The organism is Sporosarcina sp. P12(2017) (assembly GCF_002743035.1).
GTDB classification, from domain to species: Bacteria; Bacillota; Bacilli; order Bacillales_A; family Planococcaceae; genus Sporosarcina; species Sporosarcina ureae.
Genome location: NZ_PDYL01000022.1, coordinates 31263 through 53217, shown reverse-complemented (window position 1 = coordinate 53217; position 21955 = coordinate 31263). Strand labels below are relative to the sequence as shown.

The 21955-nt window shown below is 39.7% G+C and carries 20 protein-coding genes, 2 riboswitches and 1 other annotated feature; of the genes, 9 read left to right on the top strand and 11 right to left on the bottom strand.

What is annotated here, in order from left to right; translation table 11 throughout:
* Positions 1-147: 147 nt before the first annotated feature.
* The 3 genes from CSV80_RS15570 to gdhA all read right to left on the bottom strand — a co-directional run bounded on the left by CSV80_RS15570 (position 148) and on the right by gdhA (position 3559).
* Positions 148-723: a YdcF family protein gene (locus CSV80_RS15570; RefSeq protein ID WP_099671528.1), complete on the bottom strand. Its 576-nt coding sequence runs from the start codon at positions 721-723 to the stop codon at positions 148-150.
* Between the two features lie 99 nt (positions 724-822).
* Positions 823-2034, bottom strand: coding sequence for an argininosuccinate synthase (locus tag CSV80_RS15565; RefSeq protein ID WP_099671527.1), 1212 nt, complete (start codon positions 2032-2034; stop codon positions 823-825).
* Positions 2035-2176: 142 nt separating this feature from the next.
* On the bottom strand, positions 2177-3559 hold the full coding sequence (gdhA, locus tag CSV80_RS15560) for an NADP-specific glutamate dehydrogenase (protein WP_099671526.1): 1383 nt from the start codon (positions 3557-3559) through the stop codon (positions 2177-2179).
* 381 nt (positions 3560-3940) lie between these two features.
* On the opposite strand from gdhA, the gene CSV80_RS17695 reads away from it, so the two are divergent.
* Positions 3941-4084, top strand: a complete 144-nt coding sequence (locus tag CSV80_RS17695; protein ID WP_199083996.1) for a hypothetical protein — start codon at positions 3941-3943, stop codon at positions 4082-4084.
* Positions 4085-4134: 50 nt separating this feature from the next.
* Here the strand turns inward: CSV80_RS17695 and CSV80_RS15555 are convergent, their stop codons facing one another.
* Positions 4135-5418, bottom strand: coding sequence for a LysM peptidoglycan-binding domain-containing protein (locus tag CSV80_RS15555; RefSeq protein ID WP_099671525.1), 1284 nt, complete (start codon positions 5416-5418; stop codon positions 4135-4137).
* A 147-nt stretch (positions 5419-5565) separates the two neighbouring features.
* Between CSV80_RS15555 and CSV80_RS15550 the strand changes: the two genes are divergently transcribed.
* Both CSV80_RS15550 and CSV80_RS15545 read left to right on the top strand, forming a co-directional pair.
* Complete coding sequence (locus tag CSV80_RS15550; RefSeq protein WP_099671530.1) at positions 5566-6201, top strand: spore coat protein; 636 nt, start codon at positions 5566-5568, stop codon at positions 6199-6201.
* A gap of 102 nt (positions 6202-6303) precedes the next feature.
* On the top strand, positions 6304-6963 hold the full coding sequence (locus CSV80_RS15545) for an HAD family hydrolase (protein ID WP_099671524.1): 660 nt from the start codon (positions 6304-6306) through the stop codon (positions 6961-6963).
* A gap of 39 nt (positions 6964-7002) precedes the next feature.
* Here CSV80_RS15545 and CSV80_RS15540 read toward each other — a convergent pair whose 3' ends face one another.
* Complete coding sequence (locus CSV80_RS15540; protein ID WP_369802839.1) at positions 7003-7707, bottom strand: YetF domain-containing protein; 705 nt, start codon at positions 7705-7707, stop codon at positions 7003-7005.
* 66 nt (positions 7708-7773) lie between these two features.
* A complete protein-coding gene (gene metA, locus CSV80_RS15535) occupies positions 7774-8682 on the bottom strand; it encodes a homoserine O-acetyltransferase MetA (RefSeq protein WP_099671523.1) in 909 nt (302 codons plus the stop codon).
* Positions 8683-8774: 92 nt separating this feature from the next.
* Positions 8775-8881, bottom strand: a riboswitch (SAM riboswitch).
* 150 nt (positions 8882-9031) lie between these two features.
* Here metA and CSV80_RS15530 point away from each other — a divergent pair.
* Positions 9032-9301 carry an AbrB/MazE/SpoVT family DNA-binding domain-containing protein gene (locus CSV80_RS15530; protein WP_029052739.1) on the top strand — a complete coding sequence of 90 codons (270 nt, stop codon included), beginning with the start codon at positions 9032-9034 and terminating at the stop codon, positions 9299-9301.
* 123 nt (positions 9302-9424) lie between these two features.
* Here CSV80_RS15530 and CSV80_RS15525 read toward each other — a convergent pair whose 3' ends face one another.
* Positions 9425-9739: a thioredoxin family protein gene (locus CSV80_RS15525; RefSeq protein WP_099671522.1), complete on the bottom strand. Its 315-nt coding sequence runs from the start codon at positions 9737-9739 to the stop codon at positions 9425-9427.
* A 256-nt stretch (positions 9740-9995) separates the two neighbouring features.
* Positions 9996-10221 (top strand) — a binding site (T-box leader).
* A gap of 133 nt (positions 10222-10354) precedes the next feature.
* Between CSV80_RS15525 and serA the strand changes: the two genes are divergently transcribed.
* Positions 10355-11941 (top strand): phosphoglycerate dehydrogenase, encoded by a 1587-nt coding sequence (gene serA / locus CSV80_RS15520; protein WP_099671521.1) that lies wholly within the window; start codon positions 10355-10357, stop codon positions 11939-11941.
* Positions 11942-11984: 43 nt separating this feature from the next.
* On the opposite strand, the gene CSV80_RS15515 is transcribed toward serA, so the two are convergent.
* Positions 11985-12431 (bottom strand): small multi-drug export protein, encoded by a 447-nt coding sequence (locus CSV80_RS15515; RefSeq protein ID WP_099671520.1) that lies wholly within the window; start codon positions 12429-12431, stop codon positions 11985-11987.
* 67 nt (positions 12432-12498) lie between these two features.
* Positions 12499-13293 carry an HAD family hydrolase gene (locus tag CSV80_RS15510; RefSeq protein ID WP_099671519.1) on the bottom strand — a complete coding sequence of 265 codons (795 nt, stop codon included), beginning with the start codon at positions 13291-13293 and terminating at the stop codon, positions 12499-12501.
* 177 nt (positions 13294-13470) lie between these two features.
* Here CSV80_RS15510 and thpR point away from each other — a divergent pair, with 177 nt between their 5' ends.
* The 3 genes from thpR to CSV80_RS15495 all read left to right on the top strand — a co-directional run bounded on the left by thpR (position 13471) and on the right by CSV80_RS15495 (position 16066).
* Complete coding sequence (gene thpR, locus CSV80_RS15505) at positions 13471-14019, top strand: RNA 2',3'-cyclic phosphodiesterase (RefSeq protein ID WP_158231925.1); 549 nt, start codon at positions 13471-13473, stop codon at positions 14017-14019.
* Between the two features lie 335 nt (positions 14020-14354).
* Positions 14355-15512 (top strand): acyl-CoA dehydrogenase family protein, encoded by a 1158-nt coding sequence (locus CSV80_RS15500; RefSeq protein WP_199083995.1) that lies wholly within the window; start codon positions 14355-14357, stop codon positions 15510-15512.
* Entirely contained in the window at positions 15509-16066 is a 558-nt protein-coding gene (locus CSV80_RS15495; RefSeq protein WP_029052731.1) for an SLOG family protein, read from the top strand. The genes CSV80_RS15500 and CSV80_RS15495 overlap by 4 nt, the downstream gene beginning before the upstream one ends.
* A gap of 41 nt (positions 16067-16107) precedes the next feature.
* On the opposite strand, the gene CSV80_RS15490 is transcribed toward CSV80_RS15495, so the two are convergent.
* Positions 16108-16647, bottom strand: coding sequence for a hydrolase (locus CSV80_RS15490; RefSeq protein WP_099671516.1), 540 nt, complete (start codon positions 16645-16647; stop codon positions 16108-16110).
* 138 nt (positions 16648-16785) lie between these two features.
* On the bottom strand, positions 16786-18975 hold the full coding sequence (locus tag CSV80_RS15485; RefSeq protein WP_099671515.1) for a malate synthase G: 2190 nt from the start codon (positions 18973-18975) through the stop codon (positions 16786-16788).
* Between the two features lie 390 nt (positions 18976-19365).
* Positions 19366-19498, top strand: a riboswitch (cobalamin riboswitch).
* Positions 19499-19644: 146 nt separating this feature from the next.
* Between CSV80_RS15485 and metE the strand changes: the two genes are divergently transcribed.
* Positions 19645-21939, top strand: a complete 2295-nt coding sequence (gene metE, locus CSV80_RS15480) for a 5-methyltetrahydropteroyltriglutamate--homocysteine S-methyltransferase (RefSeq protein WP_099671514.1) — start codon at positions 19645-19647, stop codon at positions 21937-21939.
* The last annotated feature ends 16 nt before the right edge of the window (positions 21940-21955 follow it).

Genomic DNA, 21955 nt, shown 5'->3' with positions numbered 1-21955 from the left:
GTGAAGTTAGCCGGTTTTATATACGGACTCACAAATGGTCCCAGAGGCTGGTCGGCTTTTCTTCACTTCTACTATAAAAAATAGTAGCACAAACCATGGCCTTGGTTTGTGCTACTAATGTTAGTATGTTTTATTTTCAATATAACCCTATCGTCTGAACAACCATGTTTTCAATAAAGCCAAGCGTTCACGAAGACCTACTCTTGCTTTGACAGATTCAGGAGTCTTCGCTGCAACGACATCAGACTCCCATCCGATCTGTCTAGCAAGAAATCTCGCTCTAGCCAAGTGGTAATCGCTACTGATTATAGTCACACCCGCCACTTCAGGAATGATATTTTGGCTGAATTGTAGATTTTCATATGTGGAAGTGGATTGATCTTCAATAACTAACCGTTCCTTTGCAATACCATGCTCTTTTAAATAACGATACATGGCTTCGGCCTCGCTGATGTCTTCATCTTTTCCTTGCCCACCTGAAAGTACAAGCTGCACATGCGGATATTGCGCTGCATACTCCACAGCGCTCTCCAACCGGTAACGTAATGACAGCGAAGGAACTTCACCGTTCACTTTGGCACCTAGAATAATTGCATAGTCATAGTTTCCATTCGCTTTCATCAGTTGCGCTTGTTTTATTCGATCCCCTGGTAACATCCAACACATCCCCAGTCCCACAATGATCAACACTACCATTATGGCTATACCCCATAATTTCTTCATTCAGACACCCCCTGCTATATTCATAAGACGGTGATGAATGAAAAGTAGTTTCAAAAAAGAGCAGCGAAGCTTTTGGCCGCGCTGCTCTAACTATCCATCTTAAGACTTCTTCACAACTTGCTTTTCATTGACCATACTATGCACTTCAGTAGGAAGTCCCCATAGCTTGATGAAACCGACCGCTGCAGCTTGATCAAATTCATCATCAGCTGTATAAGTCGCTAATTTCTCATCATATAGAGAATTGGGAGATTTACGACCTTCTACTATTGCATGGCCTTTGAACAATTTCACACGAACTGTACCGTTGACATATTGCTGTGTCTCTTTAATAAATGCCTCAAGTGCATTACGTAAAGGAGAGAACCAAAGACCGTTATAAATCAATTCACCAAGTTTTTGTGAAATGATCGGTTTGAAATGCGCTAATTCTTTTACAAGCGTTAAATCTTCCAGTTCCTTATGTGCTTTCAACAACGTGATAGCTCCTGGTGCTTCATACACTTCACGGGATTTGATACCGACTAAACGATTTTCTACGTGATCGATACGGCCGACCCCATGTTTACCAGCAATTTCATTCAACTTGGTGATCAGTTCACTTAATATATACTTTTCTCCATCAATCGTAACCGGAACACCTTGTTCAAAGCCAATTTCGATAATATCAGCGGTATTGGGTGCATTTTCAATGGAAACCGTTAAACCGAACGCGTCCTCTGGAGGTGTTGCCCACGGGTCCTCTAGAATTCCGCATTCATTTGCACGCCCCCACAAGTTTTGGTCCACTGAGTATGGATTATCCAAATCAATCGGTATGGGAATATTATGTTCTTGTGCATAATGAATTTCTTCTTCACGTGACCAACTCCATGAACGCACAGGTGCTACGACTTCAAGCGTTGGATCCAGCGACTTGATCGCTACTTCAAAACGTACTTGGTCATTTCCTTTTCCTGTGCATCCATGAGCTACTGCAGTTGCTTGTTCTTGATGCGCAATTTCCACCAACTTTTTGGAGATAAGCGGACGGGATAACGCAGAGACTAGTGGATATTTATTCTCATAATATGTTTGAGCTTGCAATGAAAGTAGGACGAAATCTTGTGCGAATTCTTCACGCGCATCAATAACATAGCTGCTGATCGCGCCAACTGTAAGAGCTTTTTCCTTAATAAAGTCGAGATCTTTTCCTTCACCGACATCTAAGCAAACTGCTATTACACTATATCCTTGATCCGTTAACCACTGAATCGCAACTGATGTGTCTAAACCGCCTGAGTAGGCTAAAACGACTTTTTTCTTTTTCATGGGTAGATCCCCTTTCATGCAAGCAAGTGTATGTTTATTCAACTTAACGTATTTTTATAATAACATATTTTAGTTGAAGCGCAATAGGAAAGCATAAAAAAACAGACACATTATGTAAAAAAATGTGTCTGCTTAATATCACTTATCGAATTCCGTGTGCAACCATCGCATCGGCTACTCTCAGGAAGCCTGCTACGTTAGCCCCCATTACTAGATTGCCTGGTTTACCATAGTCCGTCGCTGCATTACTACAGTCTTTATAGATATTCTGCATAACCTCTTTCAAATGCATATCTACTTGTTCTTCTGACCATGATAGACGCTGGCTATTCTGAGACATTTCCATAGCGGAAACAGCTACGCCACCCGCATTGGCAGCTTTAGCTGGTGCGAATAACACATTGTGTTCTTGGAAAATGACAATCGCTTCAATTGTACATGGCATATTTGCACCTTCACCAACTGCTTTAACACCATTTGCGATTAGCATATGTGCAGCAATTTCATCGATTTCATTTTGTGTAGCACATGGAAGGGCAATATCACATGGAATAGACCAAATTTCCGTACAATTTGCATGATACTCTGCATCAAGATGTTCTTTCGTATATTCCCAAATACGTTTATTTCCGTACTCTTTTAGTTCCTTCACTAATTCAAGATCAATTCCGTTCTTGTCGTAGATATAGCCATCAGAATCACTACATGCCACAACTTTCGCTCCAAGTTGCATAGCTTTCTCCATTGCATACGTCGAAACATTACCTGAACCTGAAACTACAACAGTTTGACCTTCTAATGAAAGTTTGTTTTCTTTCAGCATCTCATCAACAAAGTACACTGTACCGTAACCAGTCGCTTCTTTACGACCAAGACTCCCACCATGATCAGGATTTTTCCCAGTTAAAATACCTGCTTCATAGCCACCTTTAATCCGGTTGTATTGACCGAATAAATAGCCGATTTCACGTTTACCAACACCAATATCTCCTGCTGGCACGTCGATGTCCGGTCCAATATGTCTGCTAAGTTCTGTCATGAAACTTTGCGTAAAGCGCATGACTTCACGATCAGACTTCCCCTTTGGATCGAAATCAGATCCACCTTTACCTGCCCCGATTGGCTGTCCTGTTAAAGCATTTTTGAAGATTTGCTCAAAAGCGAGGAATTTCATAATACTATTATTTACAGATGGGTGGAAACGAAGTCCTCCCTTATAAGGTCCGAGATCGCTATTGAACTGAACGCGGAAACCTCTATTTACTTGCACCTTACCTTTATCATCTTCCCACGCTACGCGGAAGGAAATAATTCGTTCTGGCTCTGTGATTCGTTCAAGAATTCCGTTTTCCATGAATTCGGGATGCTTAGCAAAGACGGGACGAAGAGAATCAAAAATCTCTCTTGTCGCTTGTAGAAATTCCTTCTCATCTGGATTCCTTTTTTTCACCAATTCATATACATTATGAACGTAATCATTTGCTCGTTTGCGATTATTATATTCTACCTCATCAACCTTTGTCATTTGCGATCATCCCTTTCCTTAGTTGTTAATTAAAAACTGTTGACTGACCAGTCGCTCATTTACTCAGAGACTATGATTTCAAAATACTTGTATGTTAAGAGAGTAAATTCTACTAATATAAATTGAATTTTAATTGTTCGAAATATTTCTTTGTATTCCAATATTATCACTGAAAAGATAGCAAGTTACAAGATTTTTTTAGAATATCTCAATTTTGACTTAACTTTTGTGTCAATTTTATGTACTATATTAAACTTTATCATTTACATTCGACTGAATTCAGAGTATCATTAGACTATTCAAACAAACTACGTGAAGTTCTAAATGTAAGCGCATACACATACTAGTGAGAACAATACGAAAAGAAAGAGGCGAAGCGCCATGACAAAGAAAACAGGTACAATTCGATCAATCCTAGGAGCGAACCTCCTCCTCATCATGACTTTTGCTTTCCTACCTGCTTTACTCGTAAATCCAGATATGGATGTGTTCCAAAGCGCTATGAAATTATTAAATAACGAGTGACAACTCATATGACAGAGCCTTTCCTTTTATTTAAGGAAAGGCTCCTATATTTATCGCTTGCGAATAGTAAAGCGATCTTCTAATAACAACCAATTTTGCGGGAATGCTAGCCCGAGTTTCCAGTACATGATTCCACGCAACTTAAATTTCTTCAGCAAGTTAAACTTTTCATTGATGCTTCGTGCATCTTCAAACCACACTTCATGTTCGGTTCCAGTTTCATCGTAATACGTATAATGTGGCGCTTGGGCTAATGCGTCGTATTCAATAGCGACATTCTGCTCGATTGCCAGATTAGTCGCCATCCGTGGACTTAATGCTCTGGCGGCTTTACTGTCCGATTGACCAAATGGAGCTGTCCAATCATAACCGTATAGATTTTGTCCTAAAAACACTTTTTCATTCGGGATTTGACTTACGGCGTATTCCACTACTTTTGTGACTGGACCGATTGGGCTCACAGCTTGTGGTGCACTATACGTATATCCCCATTCATACGTCATCAATACAACGAAATCTGCAATCTCTCCATGTGCTTTATAATCATGGGCGCCATAAATACCTGTCGTTACTTCCCCAGCTTTTGGTGCAAGTGCTGTGGAAATTGTCAGGCCCGCTTTATGAATTTGATCACGCGCATTACGTAATAATTGATTATATAATTCCCGATCTTCTGGGAATAATAACTCAAAGTCGAAGTGAATATCACTATAGCCGATTTCTTTTGCTACTTCAATGGCACTTTGAATCATTTGGTTTTGTGCAGCTTGATCGGTAAAAATCACATGCGCCAAATCCGCACTGAATGAATAGTTTTCTAAATTGGTCAGCACTAGTATATTTTGAGCACCTGCATTTTCTGCAATAGTCGGAATATCGGCGAGCGCTGGTGCTTTGAGTGATCCGTCACGTTGTACTTCATAGCTAAACATTGCGAGATACGTGAGACCATCCACACGTTCACGAACTTCCGCCAGCATATCTTGACTGACAGGATTACGCGGTTCTACATATAATAATGAATCAATTAACGTTTTCACTTCTTGTGGTATATACAGACGCTGACCGATCATTAACATTCTAGTAGGGTCGATTGCATTAATTTGCGCCAAGCGCGCAACTGTTAAACCGTATCTCTGTGCAATTGTATATAGGCTATCTCCAGGTCGCACCCAGTAATAAGAACCTATTATTGGAATGACAAGCGCTTGTCCCACAGCTAATCGTATTTCGCTCTCTAATTCATTAACTTCTGCTATTTGTTCGTATGGCACACCGTATATGTTACCAATTTCATATAAACTCTCCCCTTGCGAAACTACATGAATCTGCATGTATCCCCACTACCCTTCTTGAGTTCTATCCTTATGATATGATGGTGCGTTACAAACTATGCATGAGTCGTGAATGCCATCTCATATGTATAGGATTTCGATGATTTCACATACTACTCTCGATGTACATGACAATTGAAGGAGGAAATAAATTTGACAAATCAATTCGAAACATCTCAACACATGCAAGGCGGAGCGGTACCACCATCGATGAATCACGGGGGACATGAGTTATTTGATGTTAAAGAGATACTAAGCGCGACCGTTGGAGCATTAAACCAAGCAATGATTTTACGTCCACACGTCCAAGATCCAGAACTTCTCGATATTCTTGATCGACAATACCGATTCACGCTGGATGAGTACAATATCCTTGTCGAAAGTTTTAAGACAGGCAAAGATCCTTCACATCCTACACAGCGCTATCAAATGAAAGCAAGCAGCGATTTCATTTACGGCATGAAAGAAAAAGCACCTGCTAAACCTATTCAATCTACAGGTGAAATCAGTGATGAAATCATCTCCGGATTTTTGTTGGGCGCTACAAAAGAAGGCGCTACAGGCAAAACGGCTGCTTCATTAGAAGTATGTAATCCAGTCGTTCGCCGTGTACTTGCAGATTCTGTGCCCAACTGTATAGAAATGGCATACGAGTTGTCCATTTACCAAAACAAACATCAATATTATCAAGTTCCACAATTAAATGATCAGGACATGAATATGTTGCTAAATTCTTTTGCGCCTTCCCAAGGTCAACCGGGTATGCCAAACAACCTGCAATAAGTTAACGATTCAAGCAGATGGGGAAAAACTCCATCTGCTTTTTGCTATTACACTCGTTATATTTGTATACTAAGTAGAAGCATACAAAAGAGGAGTGTCTATATGAAAGTTGCGATCTTTGATTTTGATGGTACGTTGTACACTAAAGAAACTTTTAAATTACTCATGGAGCAATTAAAAAATCATCCTACTTACAAGCAGTATTATAGGAAGTTCTACCGTTCAATATTACCACTTTACATTCGCTATAAATTAAAAATACTGCCTGAATCTGTCATGAAAGAGCGCTCGATGCACCTTTATCTTAAAGCCTTAGACTCATTAACGATGACGGAACTACATGAGTTTTTCAAAGGCATGCATAACGTTATGATGCCGGACTTTAACGAACAAGTCATTAATCGACTGGCAAAGCACCGAAAAGATGGATACCATGTCTTGCTCGTTTCTGGAGCCTATACTCCTTTCTTAAAAGCAGTTACAAGTCACCTAATATTTGATCGAATTATTGGCACAGACATCCCGTCAAATGGCGAACAACTTGCAATGGATCAGCCCTTATTACATATTCAAGGTACACGTAAAAACGAACAAATTTACCAAGCACTACAAGGAGAAACTATCGACTGGGACAATAGCTTTGCCTATGGAGACAGCATTTCCGACCTTCCAGTTTTAGAGAAAGTTGGCTCCCCTGTAGCAGTTCGTCCAGATGAAAAACTTACTGTCGTGGCCAAACAAAGAAATTGGGAAATATTATAAAAAACGCGAAGAGCTCTGAATATGTCAGAGCTCTCCACGTTAAGTCGATTTTAATGTATTAATATATAAACTACCATCTGTCTGAATTTCTGCATAGAGAACATGCTCAGGCTTAGAAATCCCCTGCTTTTTTAATTGTTCTGTTAGCCAAGTATCGGTCAATTGAAGTTCTCGCATACTTTTCTCTTCTACTTTCCCATTAGTAATAATTTCAGTCGGAATATATTTTGGCGTTGGTGATGGAGCTTTGACATCTTTCTTTGTCGCATATTTCTCGCCCGTATTTAGCATGACACTCAAATTACCATTCGTTTCGAATATCGCGTAATTGACATCCTTCATCGAAAATACCGACTGCTCTCGTAGCAACATATTTAAATCATTGAAACTCAACCGTAATTTACGCATGGAACCTTCTAGGATTTTTCCATTTTGAATGACAATTATCGGTTTATCATCGAGTAATACGCGAAGTTTGATGGATTTGAATGATAAAAAGTTAGCAATAATCGTTAACACTGCCCATAAAACCATTCCATATAAGCCATTTAAGAAAGGTGTTTCAGACTCTCCCGCCAAGTTGGCTGCAATCGAACCAATCGTTATGCCTGTTACATAATGAAAGAAAGTCAGCTGAGACACTTGTTTCTTCCCCATGAAGCGCGCTAAGATCAACAGTACAATAAATGAAATCACCGTTCGTAAAGTCATTTCCCAAAAAGCCAATTCCCAAAATTCATCTATGTTCACTGCATACACCTCCAGTAGTCGGAGTATGTGCAAACTATAGAAATTTATACTGCAATTCTTTTAACTCCAGTTGTAAGGAGTTTTTTGGTAGACATAGTAATTGAGCCAATTAGAGAATAATAAATGCGTGTGGGAACGCCAAGTATTCATAGGTTCTTTTGATGGATCATCATTCGGATAATAATTTACAGGAATGTCAATATCAGCACCTTTTTCTACATCGCGAGCATATTCATCCCCCAAGGTATGTGCATCGTATTCTAAATGTCCAGTTACCATAATATGCTTTGCATCATTTGAGATCACAATGAATGCACCTGCCTCTTCAGAAGCAGAAAGTAGAGTCAAATCGGGATGACTCTTTATTTCTTCTAATGAAACCCCCGTATGGCGTGAGTGTGGCGCTACAAATACATCATTGAATCCGCGTGCCAAGTTCACTGTCGGATCGGTAATATCATGTGAAAACACTCCAAAACATTTCTTTGACAACTCGAACTTGTCAATTCCGTAATGATGATAAAGGGCCGCTTGTGCCCCCCAGCAAATATGGAGCACTGATGTAACGTTCGTTTTTGTCCATTCCATGATCTCTTCTAACTCTTTCCAATAGACTACATCTTCAAATTGTAAAAGTTCGATTGGCGCACCTGTGATGATCATACCGTCAAAACGACGAGCTTTAACATGTTCAAAAGTAGTATAGAAGGTTTCTAAATGAGTCTGACTGACGTTTTTTGAAACATAGGATGCTGTATTGAGGAATGTGACATTCACTTGTAATGGTGTATTTCCAAGCAATCGAAGCAATTGTAACTCAGTCTTCTCTTTTTCTGGCATCAAGTTCAAAATCAAAATATTGATTGGACGGATATCCTGTGTTGTGGCACGTTCTTCATCCATAATAAAGATTTTCTCTTCTTTCAATAATTCTCCTGCTGGTAGATGTTTCGGTATATTAATCGGCATACTATTTCCCCCTTAACGTTCTATTATTACTATTTCTATACAAAAAACCCTCATTTCTATTAGATAAGAAAATGAGGGTTGACTGTTCACCGTTCTTATCTCTCAAGACAACAATCTTGTTGGAGGTAGCACCTTCCTGTATGCACAGAGGTTGCTGAAGCTTCATCAGGCCAATTCCCTCAGCTTCTCTTGATAAGAAATATTTAATTACTGACTATTATAGCATTAATAATTTAATTGTATAGCAGAATTGTCAAATTGTTCTGCGCATTTTAGTTTTGTAAATTGTAGATGGTCTATTTTTGTGTATAATAGAAATTACCAACTACTTTTCTTCGAGGAGGAGCTTATGAAATCTTTAGGTATAGTTCGTAAAGTTGATCATCTCGGCAGGATTGTCATTCCGAAAGAACTTCGGAATTCTATGTCGATCGATCAAGGTGACCCTATCGAAATTTTCGTAGAGGATGACAGAATTATATTGAGAAAATATCAGGTCAACAGAGCATGTTTTATCACCGGCGATGTGATGGATGAAAACAAGCAATTGTCGAACGGTCTATACATCAGTCCACGAGGCGCAAAAATCCTTATAGAGCAACTGAAAGATTTCACATAATACAAATATATAAGAACTATTGTAAAATCTTTTCTTATAAAAAAGGACCGAAAACAACAGTTACAGTTGTCTTCAGTCCTTTTGTTTAATTGTCTCTTGATCCACTCATAGAGAATTATTGCATTACGTTAAACTATTAATAAACTCCTCAATCTCTTCTTTAGTTTTACGATTCTTACTTACCAAACGACCTTTTTCTGTTCCTTCGCTAAATGCCACAAAACTAGGAATACCGAATATATCCAACTGACTGCAAAGCTCTATAAATTCATCACGATCAACCGAGATGAACTCATACTCTGCAAACTCAATTTCTAGTGTAGGTAAGAATGGTTCAATCACTCTACAATCTGGACACCAGTCTGCAGTGAATAAGAAAATTACTCTTTCTTCCTGTTTAAGTTGCTCAAATTGCTCTAGAGATTCTAATTTTTTCAATTTCCAACACTCCTCTTTACGAATAGTATAAGCTCACTATAACACTTTTATCTGTACTTCTTCTCTTTAGACGACTTAAGCAAATTCCTTTCACTCAGTTCAATTAAAGATGTTTTTTTATAATTAACTCCCCAAACACGAACGTTCACAAATAATTCAATAATTACGTTCGCATTTAACTGTTTTTCGGATTTTCGAGAAAAGCAATTGACAATAGTTTTTGACGTGTTATGATTAGTTCTAAATTAATAGTTGTTAAACAATTTTGACGAAGAGATACCTTCCTAAAAAGGATTTTCCAGAGAGCTGATGCAAAGGTGAAAGTCAGCAAATTCTGAGGTTGGGGGCACTTCTGAATTGATTAGCTGAACTTTTTTAGTAGGCTGATCCGTCACATGCACGTTACGCATCCTGAATGAAGGCTGCAATTGCAGCAAACAAGGGTGGTACCGCGTTAGTTTATCGAGCTTTTCGCCCCTTACTTATACGTAAGGGATGGAAGGCTTTTTTATTTTACCTATAAGGGGGGTAGCGCGCAACATACATATACGAACGACTGCACCTAGTTTCTACAAAAACACCCACTACAAACTATCGAAGGAGAGAATGAATATCATGGCTTTTAAAATACTTATTAGTGACCCACTTAGCGAGGACGGAATTTTCCCATTACGACAAGCAGAAGGTTTTGAAATTGTAATGGAAACGGACATGACACCAGATCAGCTGAAAGAGCGTATTAAAGATTTCGACGCACTACTAGTACGTAGTCAGACAACAGTTACAAAAGAATTGTTGGAAGCAGCTGATCAATTAAAGATCATCGGTCGTGCTGGTGTAGGTGTCGATAATATCGATTTGGACGCAGCTACCGAAAAAGGAATTATCGTTGTCAATGCTCCGGACGGCAACACAAACTCTGCAGCTGAGCACACAGTCGCAATGATGATGTCTATGGCACGCAAAATTCCTCAAGCTTTCAACTCGTTGAAAAATAATAAATGGGATAGAAAATCATTCCTTGGTGTGGAATTGAAAGACAAAACTTTAGGAATCATCGGGCTCGGTCGTATTGGTGCTGAAGTTGCAAGACGCGCAAGAGGACAACGCATGAATGTAGTAGCATATGACCCGTACCTAACAGAAGATGTTGCAAAGAAATTGGGTATTGAAATTGGAACAGTAGATGAAGTGCTCGAAGTAGCAGACTTCATTACAGTTCACACACCTTTACTTAAAGAAACCCGTAGAATGATCAACAAAGAAGCATTTGAGAAAATGAAAGACGGCGTACAAATTATCAACTGTGCACGCGGTGGAATTATTGACGAAGATGCTCTATACGATGCAATCGTTGCTGGTAAAGTGGCGGGTGCAGCATTGGACGTATTCGAAGAAGAGCCATTCCTCGACCACAAATTATTGACATTACCTGAAGTAATTGCGACTCCACACTTGGGAGCAAGTACATTCGAAGCACAGGAATCAGTAGCAGTCGACGTAAGCCGCGACGTAGTGAACTTCTTGACAATCGGATCTGTTCGTAACCCAGTAAACTTGCCATCTGTTTCTCGTGATGTGTTGGCAATAATAGAGCCATTCTTCGATCTTACAGAGAAGTTGGGTATGTTCTTATCACAAATCCAAAACTCCGTTATCCATGAAATCAATATTCAATATGCTGGCGAATTGGCAAACTACGATGTGCGCGCACTAACTCGTAATACAGTCAAAGGTCTTTTGAAGCGTAACCTTGGAGAAACTGTTAACGATGTAAATGCGAAGTTATTGGCTGATCGTTACGGCATTAAAGTAAATGAACAAAAAACAACTACTGGTAAAGGTTTCTTGAACTTGATTACAGTAGAAATTGTTACTGAGAAAGGTGTTCGCAAAGTAGCGGGTACACTTCTAAATGGTCTTGGTGCACGTATTGTAAAAGTGGACGATTATGTAGTGGATGTAATTCCAAGCGGTCACTTATTATTTATCCGACACAGAGACCAGCCAGGTGCAATTGGTCGTGTAGGGACACTTCTAGCAGAAGAGAATATCAACATTGCCGCAATGCAAGTTGGACGTTCCACTGAAGGCGGATATGCTATCATGATGTTAGCTGTCGACAACCACGTTGAGTCGGTTTCTATCAAGCGTATCAAAGAAGTTCAAAATATAAATGATGCAAAAGCAATCGATCTATAAGAATGAAAACCTCCTGCTGATATATTTTCAGCTGGAGGTTTTTTTATGTACGATCGACAAAGAAATCAAATCCCATAGCAGTCAGAATTCCGAACACTAAACACCAAAGCGCAATACTGATCGCTGACCAAATTGCCGTATTCATTTTCTTTGCGCCTAATACAAGACCAATAAAAGCCGCGATGTGTGTTCCGATCAAAATTGGACCCGCTAGTGCTAAAACCGGTAATCCATATATGTTCATAATTTGTTCTGCACGTTGTTGACGTTTCGACTCGCCTTTTCCCTTCTTCTGTTTTCTACGTGCCATCCATTCCTTAATTCGTTGGAAACCAACAATCAACAGAAGAATTGTTGTCATATTACCGGCAAATGAAAGAATGATTACCCACATAGGTGATAGACCTCGAATAATACCTAACGGCACGACAATCATAATTTCTATCCACGGTATAGCCGCTCCTAAAAACACCAATAAATATTCTAGCATCCAATACCTCCTTGCTGTACGATCAGCTAAAAATAAGTTAAATAGAATCAAAACCGATGAGATCATCTCATCGGTTTTCTAATGTGCTAAGTATAGGGAAAAGACCATGTAAATTATCGATTTCATAAGTAGGTTTCACTTCATCATTCGGAAGCTTATTTTCACGATTAATCCATACATTACGCATACCAATACGACTTGAACCTAAAATATCTGTCATTAAGTTATCACCTATCATTAACGCTTCATCTGCTTGTGCACCGCTTAAATTAAGAACATGCTTGAATATAGATGCGTCAGGTTTTCCTTTACCAAATGCACCAGAAACGATAATATGATCAAAGTAACTAGGGATTTCAGGTGAAATTGTTAATTTAATCTGTTGTAAACTTGGTGAACCGTTTGTCAAAAGAATTAACTGATAGTTACCCTTCAATTTATCCAATACTTCATACGTCTCTTCATATATATAGGGGCTATTCTTACGCTCTTTTGGAAACACATCCGCTAATTCCCAACCAAACGCTTCATCATCAACCCCTAATTTCTTTAAGCCATTGACCCAAGCTCCCTTTTGGTAGCCAGGAACAATCTCTTTCATCTTCTGAAACTCTTCTCCTTCATCGTCAAAGACACCCCATAATCCTTCAAAAGGATTAATTCCGATATTTTGAGTATGTGGAAATGTCTCATATGTAGCATACAAGTCTCTTGCTTCCTGACGCACAGCATGCTCAAGTTCTACTGGATTGACTCCTGTTTTCTTTGTCGCATATTCACATGTTTTTTGAAATGCCATAGAAATACTCTTGGCATCCCATATCAATGTATCATCCAGATCAAAAATCAATGTTTTAATCATCGTGACATCCCCTTTGCAATTATAATAATTCAGTTATATCCTACTCTTATTATACACATTATTTATATGATTTGTTAGTACGTTCCCTAAACCGCGGGCTATACACAGATTATTTTGTACAGTCGTGCATATATTTCAAAGTGTAAGGGAACCTACTGAATAGGAGGTGAGCTGGAATTGGGACAACATTACTTTATCGGCATCTCTATTGCTCATCCTGTTGATGACATAGCCCAGCAATTTCGTACAGAATACCAATTAAACGAGAAATACAAAGTAATTCCGCACGCTAAAGATTTACATTTGACTATGCGCTATATCGGAGAGCTTGACGAGGCTAAGCTCCCATGGCTGAAATCCAGTCTACAGAAAATCGCTACATCGCATACAGAGTTCACAGTGTACTTGCAAGGTTTATCATTTTTTGGATCTGCAAGTGGACCACGTGTCGTTTTTCTAGCGGTTCAGAATTCCGACACTTTATGCGAACTACAAAGGCAAATCGCTAGACGTACAGAGAAGATCCTTGAGTTGGAAAAAGACACTCGTTTCGTTCCGCATATCACGATAGCTAAAAAACGCAAGACCACTGAAAAAATGCAATTAGAAAAAAAGTCTATAGAACCTGTTCCTATTACAATAGCAGGTTTCACATTGTTTAAAATTCATCCTAAGAAAAGCCCCTCTTATGAAGCCCTCGCGTATTTTCAATTAAAAAAGAGTTGATTGCACACTACGCAATCAACTCCTTACTATGAACTTAACTTCATACATTTAATTCCTAATTTAACTAGTTTACACATAGAATTTTCAACTCAGGCCAAACATCATCTTGTAACCGCGAATTGCTTTATAAGCCACTTGATTATTCAGTAAATTTTTACATAGTATGATATGAATTTTTTCTTTCGTCAGAATGGTATTTATTTTGTTTTTCTAGTATACTAGAATTTCATGACTCTTGAGAGATGTACTCAAGGTGATTTTGTATTTCTACATAAATTTACAATATATTAGTACAAATTGCAGTAAGAGACTGAAGCAGTTAGGACGTGTTACTCGTGTCAACAGAACTTTTTATTACAACGGACTTTCAACGCCGATGGGTCAATGAATTGACTGAGGCAGGTCCGTTTTTCAGCGGCTTTTCAGAACGATCTGATGAGCTTTCAAAATTCCCACAAGAGAATATAGAAAAACTCATAAAAATGGGTTATACGACGTTAACCTTACCTAAAGAGTTCGGAGGTGAGGGGATCACAGTGACGGACATGGTGCTCTTACAGGAGACCATCGCTCGTTTTGACAGTGCTACCGCTCTTGCTATCGGCTGGCATCAGGGAGTCATTGGCGAACTGTATGAGAATCGTAAATGGACGGAAGAACAATTAGCACAGTTTAGTGAAGCGGTTCAACAAGGCGCACTTGTTAATCGTTCCGTTACTGAAGCTCAAACTGGCAGCCCTACGCGTGGCGGTCGACCACAAACGACTGCTGTTCGCACTGAGAGTGGCTGGATGATTTCAGGTGAAAAGACGTTTACGACTATGGCGCCTGCCCTTACCCATATACTTGTATCTGTTTGGATTGAAGAAAAGCAGAAAACAGGCTTTTTCTTGTTGCCAAGTGACGCAAACGGTCTCTCCATTAGAGATACTTGGCATATGATTTCAATGCGCGGTACCGAAAGTCAGACGCTTGTACTGGATCAAGTGATAGCAACGGATGATCAGTTAGTAGAAGTGAATGAAGCACCTCGCGGCAACAATCAAAACGGCTGGCTTCTTCATATTCCCGCATGTTACATGGGAATTGCCCAAGCCGCACGTGATTATGCGGTACACTTTGCAGCAACTTATCAGCCAAACAGCCTCAATGAACCCATCGCTTCCCTTTTCAGTATCCAAACACAAATTGGGAAGATGGATTTAGAACTGATTAAGGCACGCCATTTACTTTATGATATCGCGAGAATTTACGATGATCCTGCTCGTCGAGTTCATTTACAAAATGAACTGGGGGTAGCGAAGTCGATTGTAACGAATAGCGCGATCGAAATTGTTAACTTAGCGATGCGTATTGTAGGTGCGAAAAGCTTGGAAATGTCCAATCCTCTTCAGCGATATTATCGCGATGTACGAGCTGGTCTTCACAACCCACCGATGGATGACATGACGATTACAAAGCTCGCACAAGCAGCAATTAGTGGACAACAATGATTAAACGTCTACTCGTGAGCGGTTATAAAGCCCATGAATTAGGAATTTTCAATGAAGATCATCAAGGTATTCCTATTATTAAAAAAGCGTTAACAGATCAATTGCTAGCTCTTCTAGACCAAGGACTCGAATGGGTTATCGTCAGTGGACAACTTGGAGTGGAAACGTGGATTATTGAATGTGTGTGGGATTTGCAAGAAGACTACCCCAACTTACAATACGCGGTCATTACGCCATTTCTTGATCAACAATCAAAATGGAATGAAATAAAACAAGAAACATATGAACAAATCCTATCACTCGCAGATTATTCAGTGAGTCTGACAAACAAACCGTATGAAGCACCTTGGCAATTTGTAGAGAAGAATAAGTTTCTACTTCGAAATTCAGATGCTTTGTTACTGGTATATGATGAAGAAAATGAAGGTTCACCGAAGTTCCTTAAGAAAATGGCAGTACAACTAGCTGAAACTACTAACTATGAAGTATTATCAATTACTGCCGATGATTTACAACTCATTGCAGAAGATTTGCAGCGGGAACAATGGGAATAACAAAAAGCGAAATGCCATCAAAACAGGCATTTCGCTTTTTTCTATTTGATTACTTTCAAAACTTGCTTAAATTCATCTGTCCCTGCCTCACCAAGCAACTCATACAAAGCTGTTTCTACACATGTACCTGAGACTCCAAGATGTTTCATCTTTTGTAAGCCGATCATTTTATTAGCTTCTGTTCTAGATGTGACTGCATCCACTACCACTTCTACTTCATAGCCTTGTTTCACAAGATCAGCCGCTGTCATATACACGCAAATATGCGTTTCAATTCCTGCAATTAATACTTGCTTCCTACCCAACTCCTTCAACTGTTTAACAAATTCTTCATTGCCCATTGCACTAAATGTCATTTTGGCAATCGGTTGTTGTTTTTCAAGCAAGTTCGATAACGATTCGGTAGTCGGCCCTAGACCATCAGGATATTGTTCGAGCCATAGTATAGGAATATCCAATACTTGTAATCCTCTGATCAGTTTTTCCAAGTTATCATGTAATTCCTTACTTTCATTAACGATTTGCGCGAGCTTTCCTTGTACATCGACTAATACGAAAACTGTTTGATTTGTTTGCAACATGCTTTATTCATCCCCTTTTCATCATTGTCGCTAGTATAGCATGTTGACAGACTTATTTGAAAAATACGCATCTCTGATTAATTTAGTAAAAAACCGTCTCTCTTCCGTTAGCGAAAGAGAGACGGTTTGGAATGGTTATTAGTTTTGTACTGTCGCTTTTTGTTTTGCTTTTGCTTTCGCTTCAATACGACGAGCATGCAAGATCGGCTCTGTATATCCACTTGGCTGTTCTGCCCCTTTAAATATCAGGTCAGACGCTGCTTGGAACGCGATGGAATCATCATAGTTCGGTGCCATCGGCTGATACAACTCATCATCCGCGTTCTGCTGATCCACTACTTTTGCCATACGCTCCAAAGTTTCTTGTACTTGCTCTTTCGTACAAACCCCATGACGTAACCAGTTTGCAATGTGCTGACTCGAAATACGTAACGTTGCACGGTCTTCCATTAATCCGACATCATTGATATCAGGAACTGTTGAACACCCTACTCCTTGGTCAATCCAGCGAACTACATAGCCCAGGATACCTTGTGCGTTGTTATCTAGTTCAGATTGTACTTCTTCGGCAGACCAATCCGCTTTAGGTGCCAATGGAATGTCAAGGATACCATCGCGGTAATCGATCGAACTGTCAATTCCGGCTTGTACATCTTTAACATTTACTTCATGGTAGTGCAATGCATGCAAAATTGCAGCTGTTGGTGATGGAACCCACGCAGTGCTAGCTCCAGCTTTTGGATGAGCAATTTTCTGTTCAAGCATTGCAGCCATTAAGTCAGGCATTGCCCACATTCCTTTTCCAATTTGTGCGTGTCCTGGTAGACCCGCTCCAATTCCTACTGCTACGTTTGCAGATTCATATGAAGATAGCCATTTAGACGTCTTCATATCCGCTTTGCGAATAACTGGACCTGCTTCCATAGATGTATGGATTTCGTCACCTGTACGGTCAAGGAATCCAGTGTTTATAAATGCAATACGCTCTTTCACTTCATTGATTGCCGATTTCAGATTCAGTGACATTCTACGCTCTTCGTCCATAACTCCGATTTTAATTGTGTTGCGCTCAACACCTAGTAGATCTTCAATACGATCAAATAGTTTATTCGCAAATGCCGCCTCAGCTGGACTATGCATTTTCGGCTTTACAATGTAAATGGAATTGTGGAGGGAGTTTTTAAACTCTGTGTTTTCTTTAAAGTTATGTGTAGCAATCAGCGATGTAAGAACACCGTCCAAGATCCCTTCAGGTACCTCATTGCCATTTTCGTCTAGGATTGCATTATTAGTCATTAAATGACCTACGTTACGTACGAACATCAATGAACGACCACGCAGAGTCAACTCCTTGCCATCTCCGCCTGTATACGTACGATCTGGATTCAATTTTCTTGTAACTGTGTTACTACCGCGCTTGAATGTTGATTCCAAGTCGCCCTTCATTAGACCAAGCCAGTTACGGTATACACCAACTTTATCTTCAGCATCTACTGCAGCAATAGAGTCTTCACAGTCCATCAACGTAGAGAGTGCCGCTTCAAGTACAAGATCTTTCACACCTGCTTTATCACTTTTACCGATTGGATTATTCTTATCGATAGCGATTTCAATATGCAATCCATTATTCACTAACAATACAGCAGTCGGTGCGTCTTCAGAGTCGTTATATCCGACGAACTTGGACTCATCTTTCAATGGAGTCGTGATACCACTTTCAAGCGTTACTTGAAGTTTACCTTCTACAATTTTATAAGCTGTTACTTCTGCATGAGAACCTTCAGCTAAAGGCGCTGCTTGATCTAACAATTTTTTCGCAAAATCGATTACTTTCTGTCCACGAATCGGGTTGTATTGAACGCCAGCTTCAGCACCCGCCTCATTACTAATTACATCCGATCCATAAAGTGCGTCGTATAGACTCCCCCATCTTGCATTCGCTGCATTTAATGCATAACGAGCATTATCGATTGGAACAACCAATTGTGAACCTGCTTGGTTTGCGACTTCATTGTCAACGTTTGCTGTTGTCACTTTGAAATCTTCAGGAACTGGCTCTAAGTAGCCAATTTCTTCTAGAAATTCTTTATATTTAGCGAAATCAATTTCGCTTTTATTATTTTGATGCCATTCGCTAATGGTCTTTTGCAATTCATCACGTTTTTCTAATAGCGCTTTGTTTTCAGGAGTAAGTTCATGAATGAGCGAATCAAAATTTGTCCAAAATTGATCACTTTGGACTTCTAAGTCCGGAAGAACTTCTTCGTTTACGAAGTTATATAGTTCTGTTGCGACTTGCAATTTACCTACTTTTTCATAGTTTGTCATGGATAAAAGCCACCCCTTAATGTTTTTTGCGCTATTCTGTTGTATAACATATAGCGATGAACACCTATCATCATCCATTATTCAGCAACACCCCATAGCCTGTCGATCATAAATCGACACATAACAGACGAATGACTTCTTCACTTGAAGACGTGTTAGTACATATCATACCTAAAGTCTAGTTGACTTTCAACTGAATTGTGTAAATTTTCACATCACGGTTAATTACGTCTGAGTCTAGCTATTGACATCAGTTATATAACAGTAGAGGTAATATACTGTTTCATCATTTCACTACGCCATTTGTTCTTTAGGTACCCGCCACTAAATTCAGATAGCAAGTTGACACACTATTTTGCATGTGATAGTTTTAGAGACAATCATCTGAATTGAATAGTTTGAAAAGTAGGTGGAATGAAAATACTTTCATTTCTTAAAAGGGAATCCTTTTCTTGGAGCGGTCCCGCCACTGTGAAGACGCCCATGCGTCCAGCCAGACACCTGCCTATTTTTCATGACGCTTAATCCTACGATGAATAGGGAAGTGTTAGACAGAAGCAGTCTATAAACGCATGCTATTTTTAGCATGTTATTTTATATGTACTCGTTTTTCTAACATCTCCCCTAGAGATGTTTTTTTATTATAAAAAATCAAGGGGGAATTTATCCATGGTAAAAAGTAGTATAGCGGGCTATCCGGTCATAGGTGAAAATCGTGAGTGGAAACGCGCACTTGAGGCATTTTGGTCAAAGAAGATTTCAGAAGATGAACTTCTTCAAACAACGAAAGAGATTCGCTTGGCGAACTTAAAAAAACAGCAAGATGCCGGAATTGATTTCATTGCTGTAGGCGACTTCACATTGTATGATCGTGTACTTGATACGTCTGCAATGTTCGGAATCATTCCTTCACGCTATAACTGGAAAGGCGGACAAGTTTCCACATCCACATACTTTTCGATGGCTCGCGGTAATGATGAGGCAGTCGCTTCAGAAATGACAAAATGGTTCAATACGAACTATCACTATATCGTGCCTGAATACGAAGGTCAGCGTTTTGAACTAACTGAAAATAAACCGCTAGCTGCTTATCGTGAAGCAAAGAAAGAACTAGGTATTGAAGGTAAACCCGTTCTACTTGGCCCCTATACATTATTGAAATTATCTAAAGGGTTTGAGGATAATGATGTACCATCTATCATCCTGCAATTGATCCCACTTTATCAAAGAGTACTCCAGGAATTACAGGATGAAGGAGTACAATGGGTTCAAATCGATGAGCCAATTTTATGTACATCAATCAGCTCAGATGAAATGAAAACTGTTACAGAAATTTATTCACAACTGACAAATAATCTAAGCGGACTGAATATTCTTCTACAGACATACTTTGATTCAGTTGAACATTATACAGAAACGATTGCGTTACCTGTTGCAGCGATCGGACTCGATTTCGTCCACGGACGCGAGAAAAACTTAGATAACCTGAAGCAACATGGCTTCCCAAAAGACAAAGTACTTGCGGCAGGGATTGTAGATGGACGCAACGTATGGCGTTCTAATTTACAAAAAAAGCTTACATTGACTGAAACAATCCAACAGCAAGTTTCACCTGATAAATTATGGATTCAACCTTCATGTAGCTTGCTCCACTCACCTGTCACGACTCGCTCGGAACAGAAACTAGATCAAACCATCTTGAACGCATTAGCATTTGCTGATGAGAAGATGGAAGAAATCAAAGCTATTCAAACAGCTCTACAATATGGAAAAGAAAAATTCACTAAAGTATTTGAAGACAGTGAAGCAGCATTGACTGCATTTAATGCCCTTCCTGCTCGCAATAATAAAGAAGTACGCGAAGCGACTTCCGGAAGTCTACTTTCTGACAGTAAGCGAAACCTTCCATTTGCAGAACGTAAAGTGAAGCAACAGGAAAAATTCCAATTGCCACTACTTCCCACTACAACAATCGGTAGTTTCCCACAAACGCCAGAAGTACGGGCTACACGGAATAAATGGAGAAAAGGTGAAATTACGAATCAGCAATACAAAGATTTCGTTAATGCCGAAATCAAAGAATGGATCGATATCCAAGAGGACTTAGGACTTGATGTATTGGTGCATGGTGAGTTTGAACGTACGGATATGGTGGAATATTTCGGAGAAAAGCTTGACGGATTTGTCTTTACTGAAAAAGCATGGGTACAATCCTACGGTTCACGTTGTGTTAAGCCTCCAATCATCTTCGGAGACGTTGCGTTCACTAAACCCATGACTGTGGAAGAATCCGTTTATGCGAAATCCCTTACAGATCATGAAGTAAAAGGAATGCTCACGGGTCCTGTCACTATTTTAAACTGGTCATTCGTTCGTGACGACTTGTCGAGAGAAGAAGTGACAAACCAAATTGCACTCGCTTTGCGTAAGGAAATTGAAGCGCTTGAAGCAGCCGGCATTCATATGATCCAAGTTGACGAGCCAGCACTTCGAGAAGGTCTTCCATTAAAGAAAGCTGAGTGGAAACACTATCTGGATTGGGCTGTTAATGCTTTCCGCGTATCCACAGCATCAGTCGAAGATACGACGCAAATTCATACACATATGTGCTATTGTGATTTCAATGACTTTATCGAAGCGATCAGCGCACTGGATGCAGACGTCATCTCTATTGAAACTTCACGTAGTCACGGCGACTTGGTCGAGGCTTTCAATGAGTATCATTATGACAAAGGAATCGGTCTAGGTGTCTATGACATCCATAGCCCACGCGTCCCTGCAGTCGAAGAGATGACAGAGATTATCAACAAAGGTCTTGAAGTGCTAGAGCCTAACCAGTTCTGGATCAACCCGGATTGTGGTTTGAAGACAAGAAAGCGTGAAGAAACAGTTGCAGCATTGAAGAATATGGTAATTGCCACTGTACAGGCACGAGAAAAGTTAGGCGTAGTAGCGGCAAAATAACGAATTTAGTACTGTC

Bases quoted from the DNA above. Each gene is read 5' to 3' on its own strand.
- CSV80_RS15570 (WP_099671528.1), bottom strand. From the start codon at position 723: ATGAAGAAATTATGGGGTATAGCCATAATGGTAGTGTTGATCATTGTG.
- CSV80_RS15565 (WP_099671527.1), bottom strand. From the start codon at position 2,034: ATGAAAAAGAAAAAAGTCGTTTTAGCCTACTCAGGCGGTTTAGACACA.
- gdhA (WP_099671526.1), bottom strand. From the start codon at position 3,559: ATGACAAAGGTTGATGAGGTAGAATATAATAATCGCAAACGAGCAAAT.
- CSV80_RS17695 (WP_199083996.1), top strand. From the start codon at position 3,941: ATGACAAAGAAAACAGGTACAATTCGATCAATCCTAGGAGCGAACCTC.
- CSV80_RS15555 (WP_099671525.1), bottom strand. From the start codon at position 5,418: ATGCAGATTCATGTAGTTTCGCAAGGGGAGAGTTTATATGAAATTGGT.
- CSV80_RS15545 (WP_099671524.1), top strand. From the start codon at position 6,304: ATGAAAGTTGCGATCTTTGATTTTGATGGTACGTTGTACACTAAAGAA.
- metA (WP_099671523.1), bottom strand. From the start codon at position 8,682: ATGCCGATTAATATACCGAAACATCTACCAGCAGGAGAATTATTGAAA.
- CSV80_RS15530 (WP_029052739.1), top strand. From the start codon at position 9,032: ATGAAATCTTTAGGTATAGTTCGTAAAGTTGATCATCTCGGCAGGATT.
- serA (WP_099671521.1), top strand. From the start codon at position 10,355: ATGGCTTTTAAAATACTTATTAGTGACCCACTTAGCGAGGACGGAATT.
- CSV80_RS15515 (WP_099671520.1), bottom strand. From the start codon at position 12,431: ATGCTAGAATATTTATTGGTGTTTTTAGGAGCGGCTATACCGTGGATA.
- CSV80_RS15510 (WP_099671519.1), bottom strand. From the start codon at position 13,293: ATGATTAAAACATTGATTTTTGATCTGGATGATACATTGATATGGGAT.
- CSV80_RS15495 (WP_029052731.1), top strand. From the start codon at position 15,509: ATGATTAAACGTCTACTCGTGAGCGGTTATAAAGCCCATGAATTAGGA.
- CSV80_RS15490 (WP_099671516.1), bottom strand. From the start codon at position 16,647: ATGTTGCAAACAAATCAAACAGTTTTCGTATTAGTCGATGTACAAGGA.
- CSV80_RS15485 (WP_099671515.1), bottom strand. From the start codon at position 18,975: ATGACAAACTATGAAAAAGTAGGTAAATTGCAAGTCGCAACAGAACTA.
- metE (WP_099671514.1), top strand. From the start codon at position 19,645: ATGGTAAAAAGTAGTATAGCGGGCTATCCGGTCATAGGTGAAAATCGT.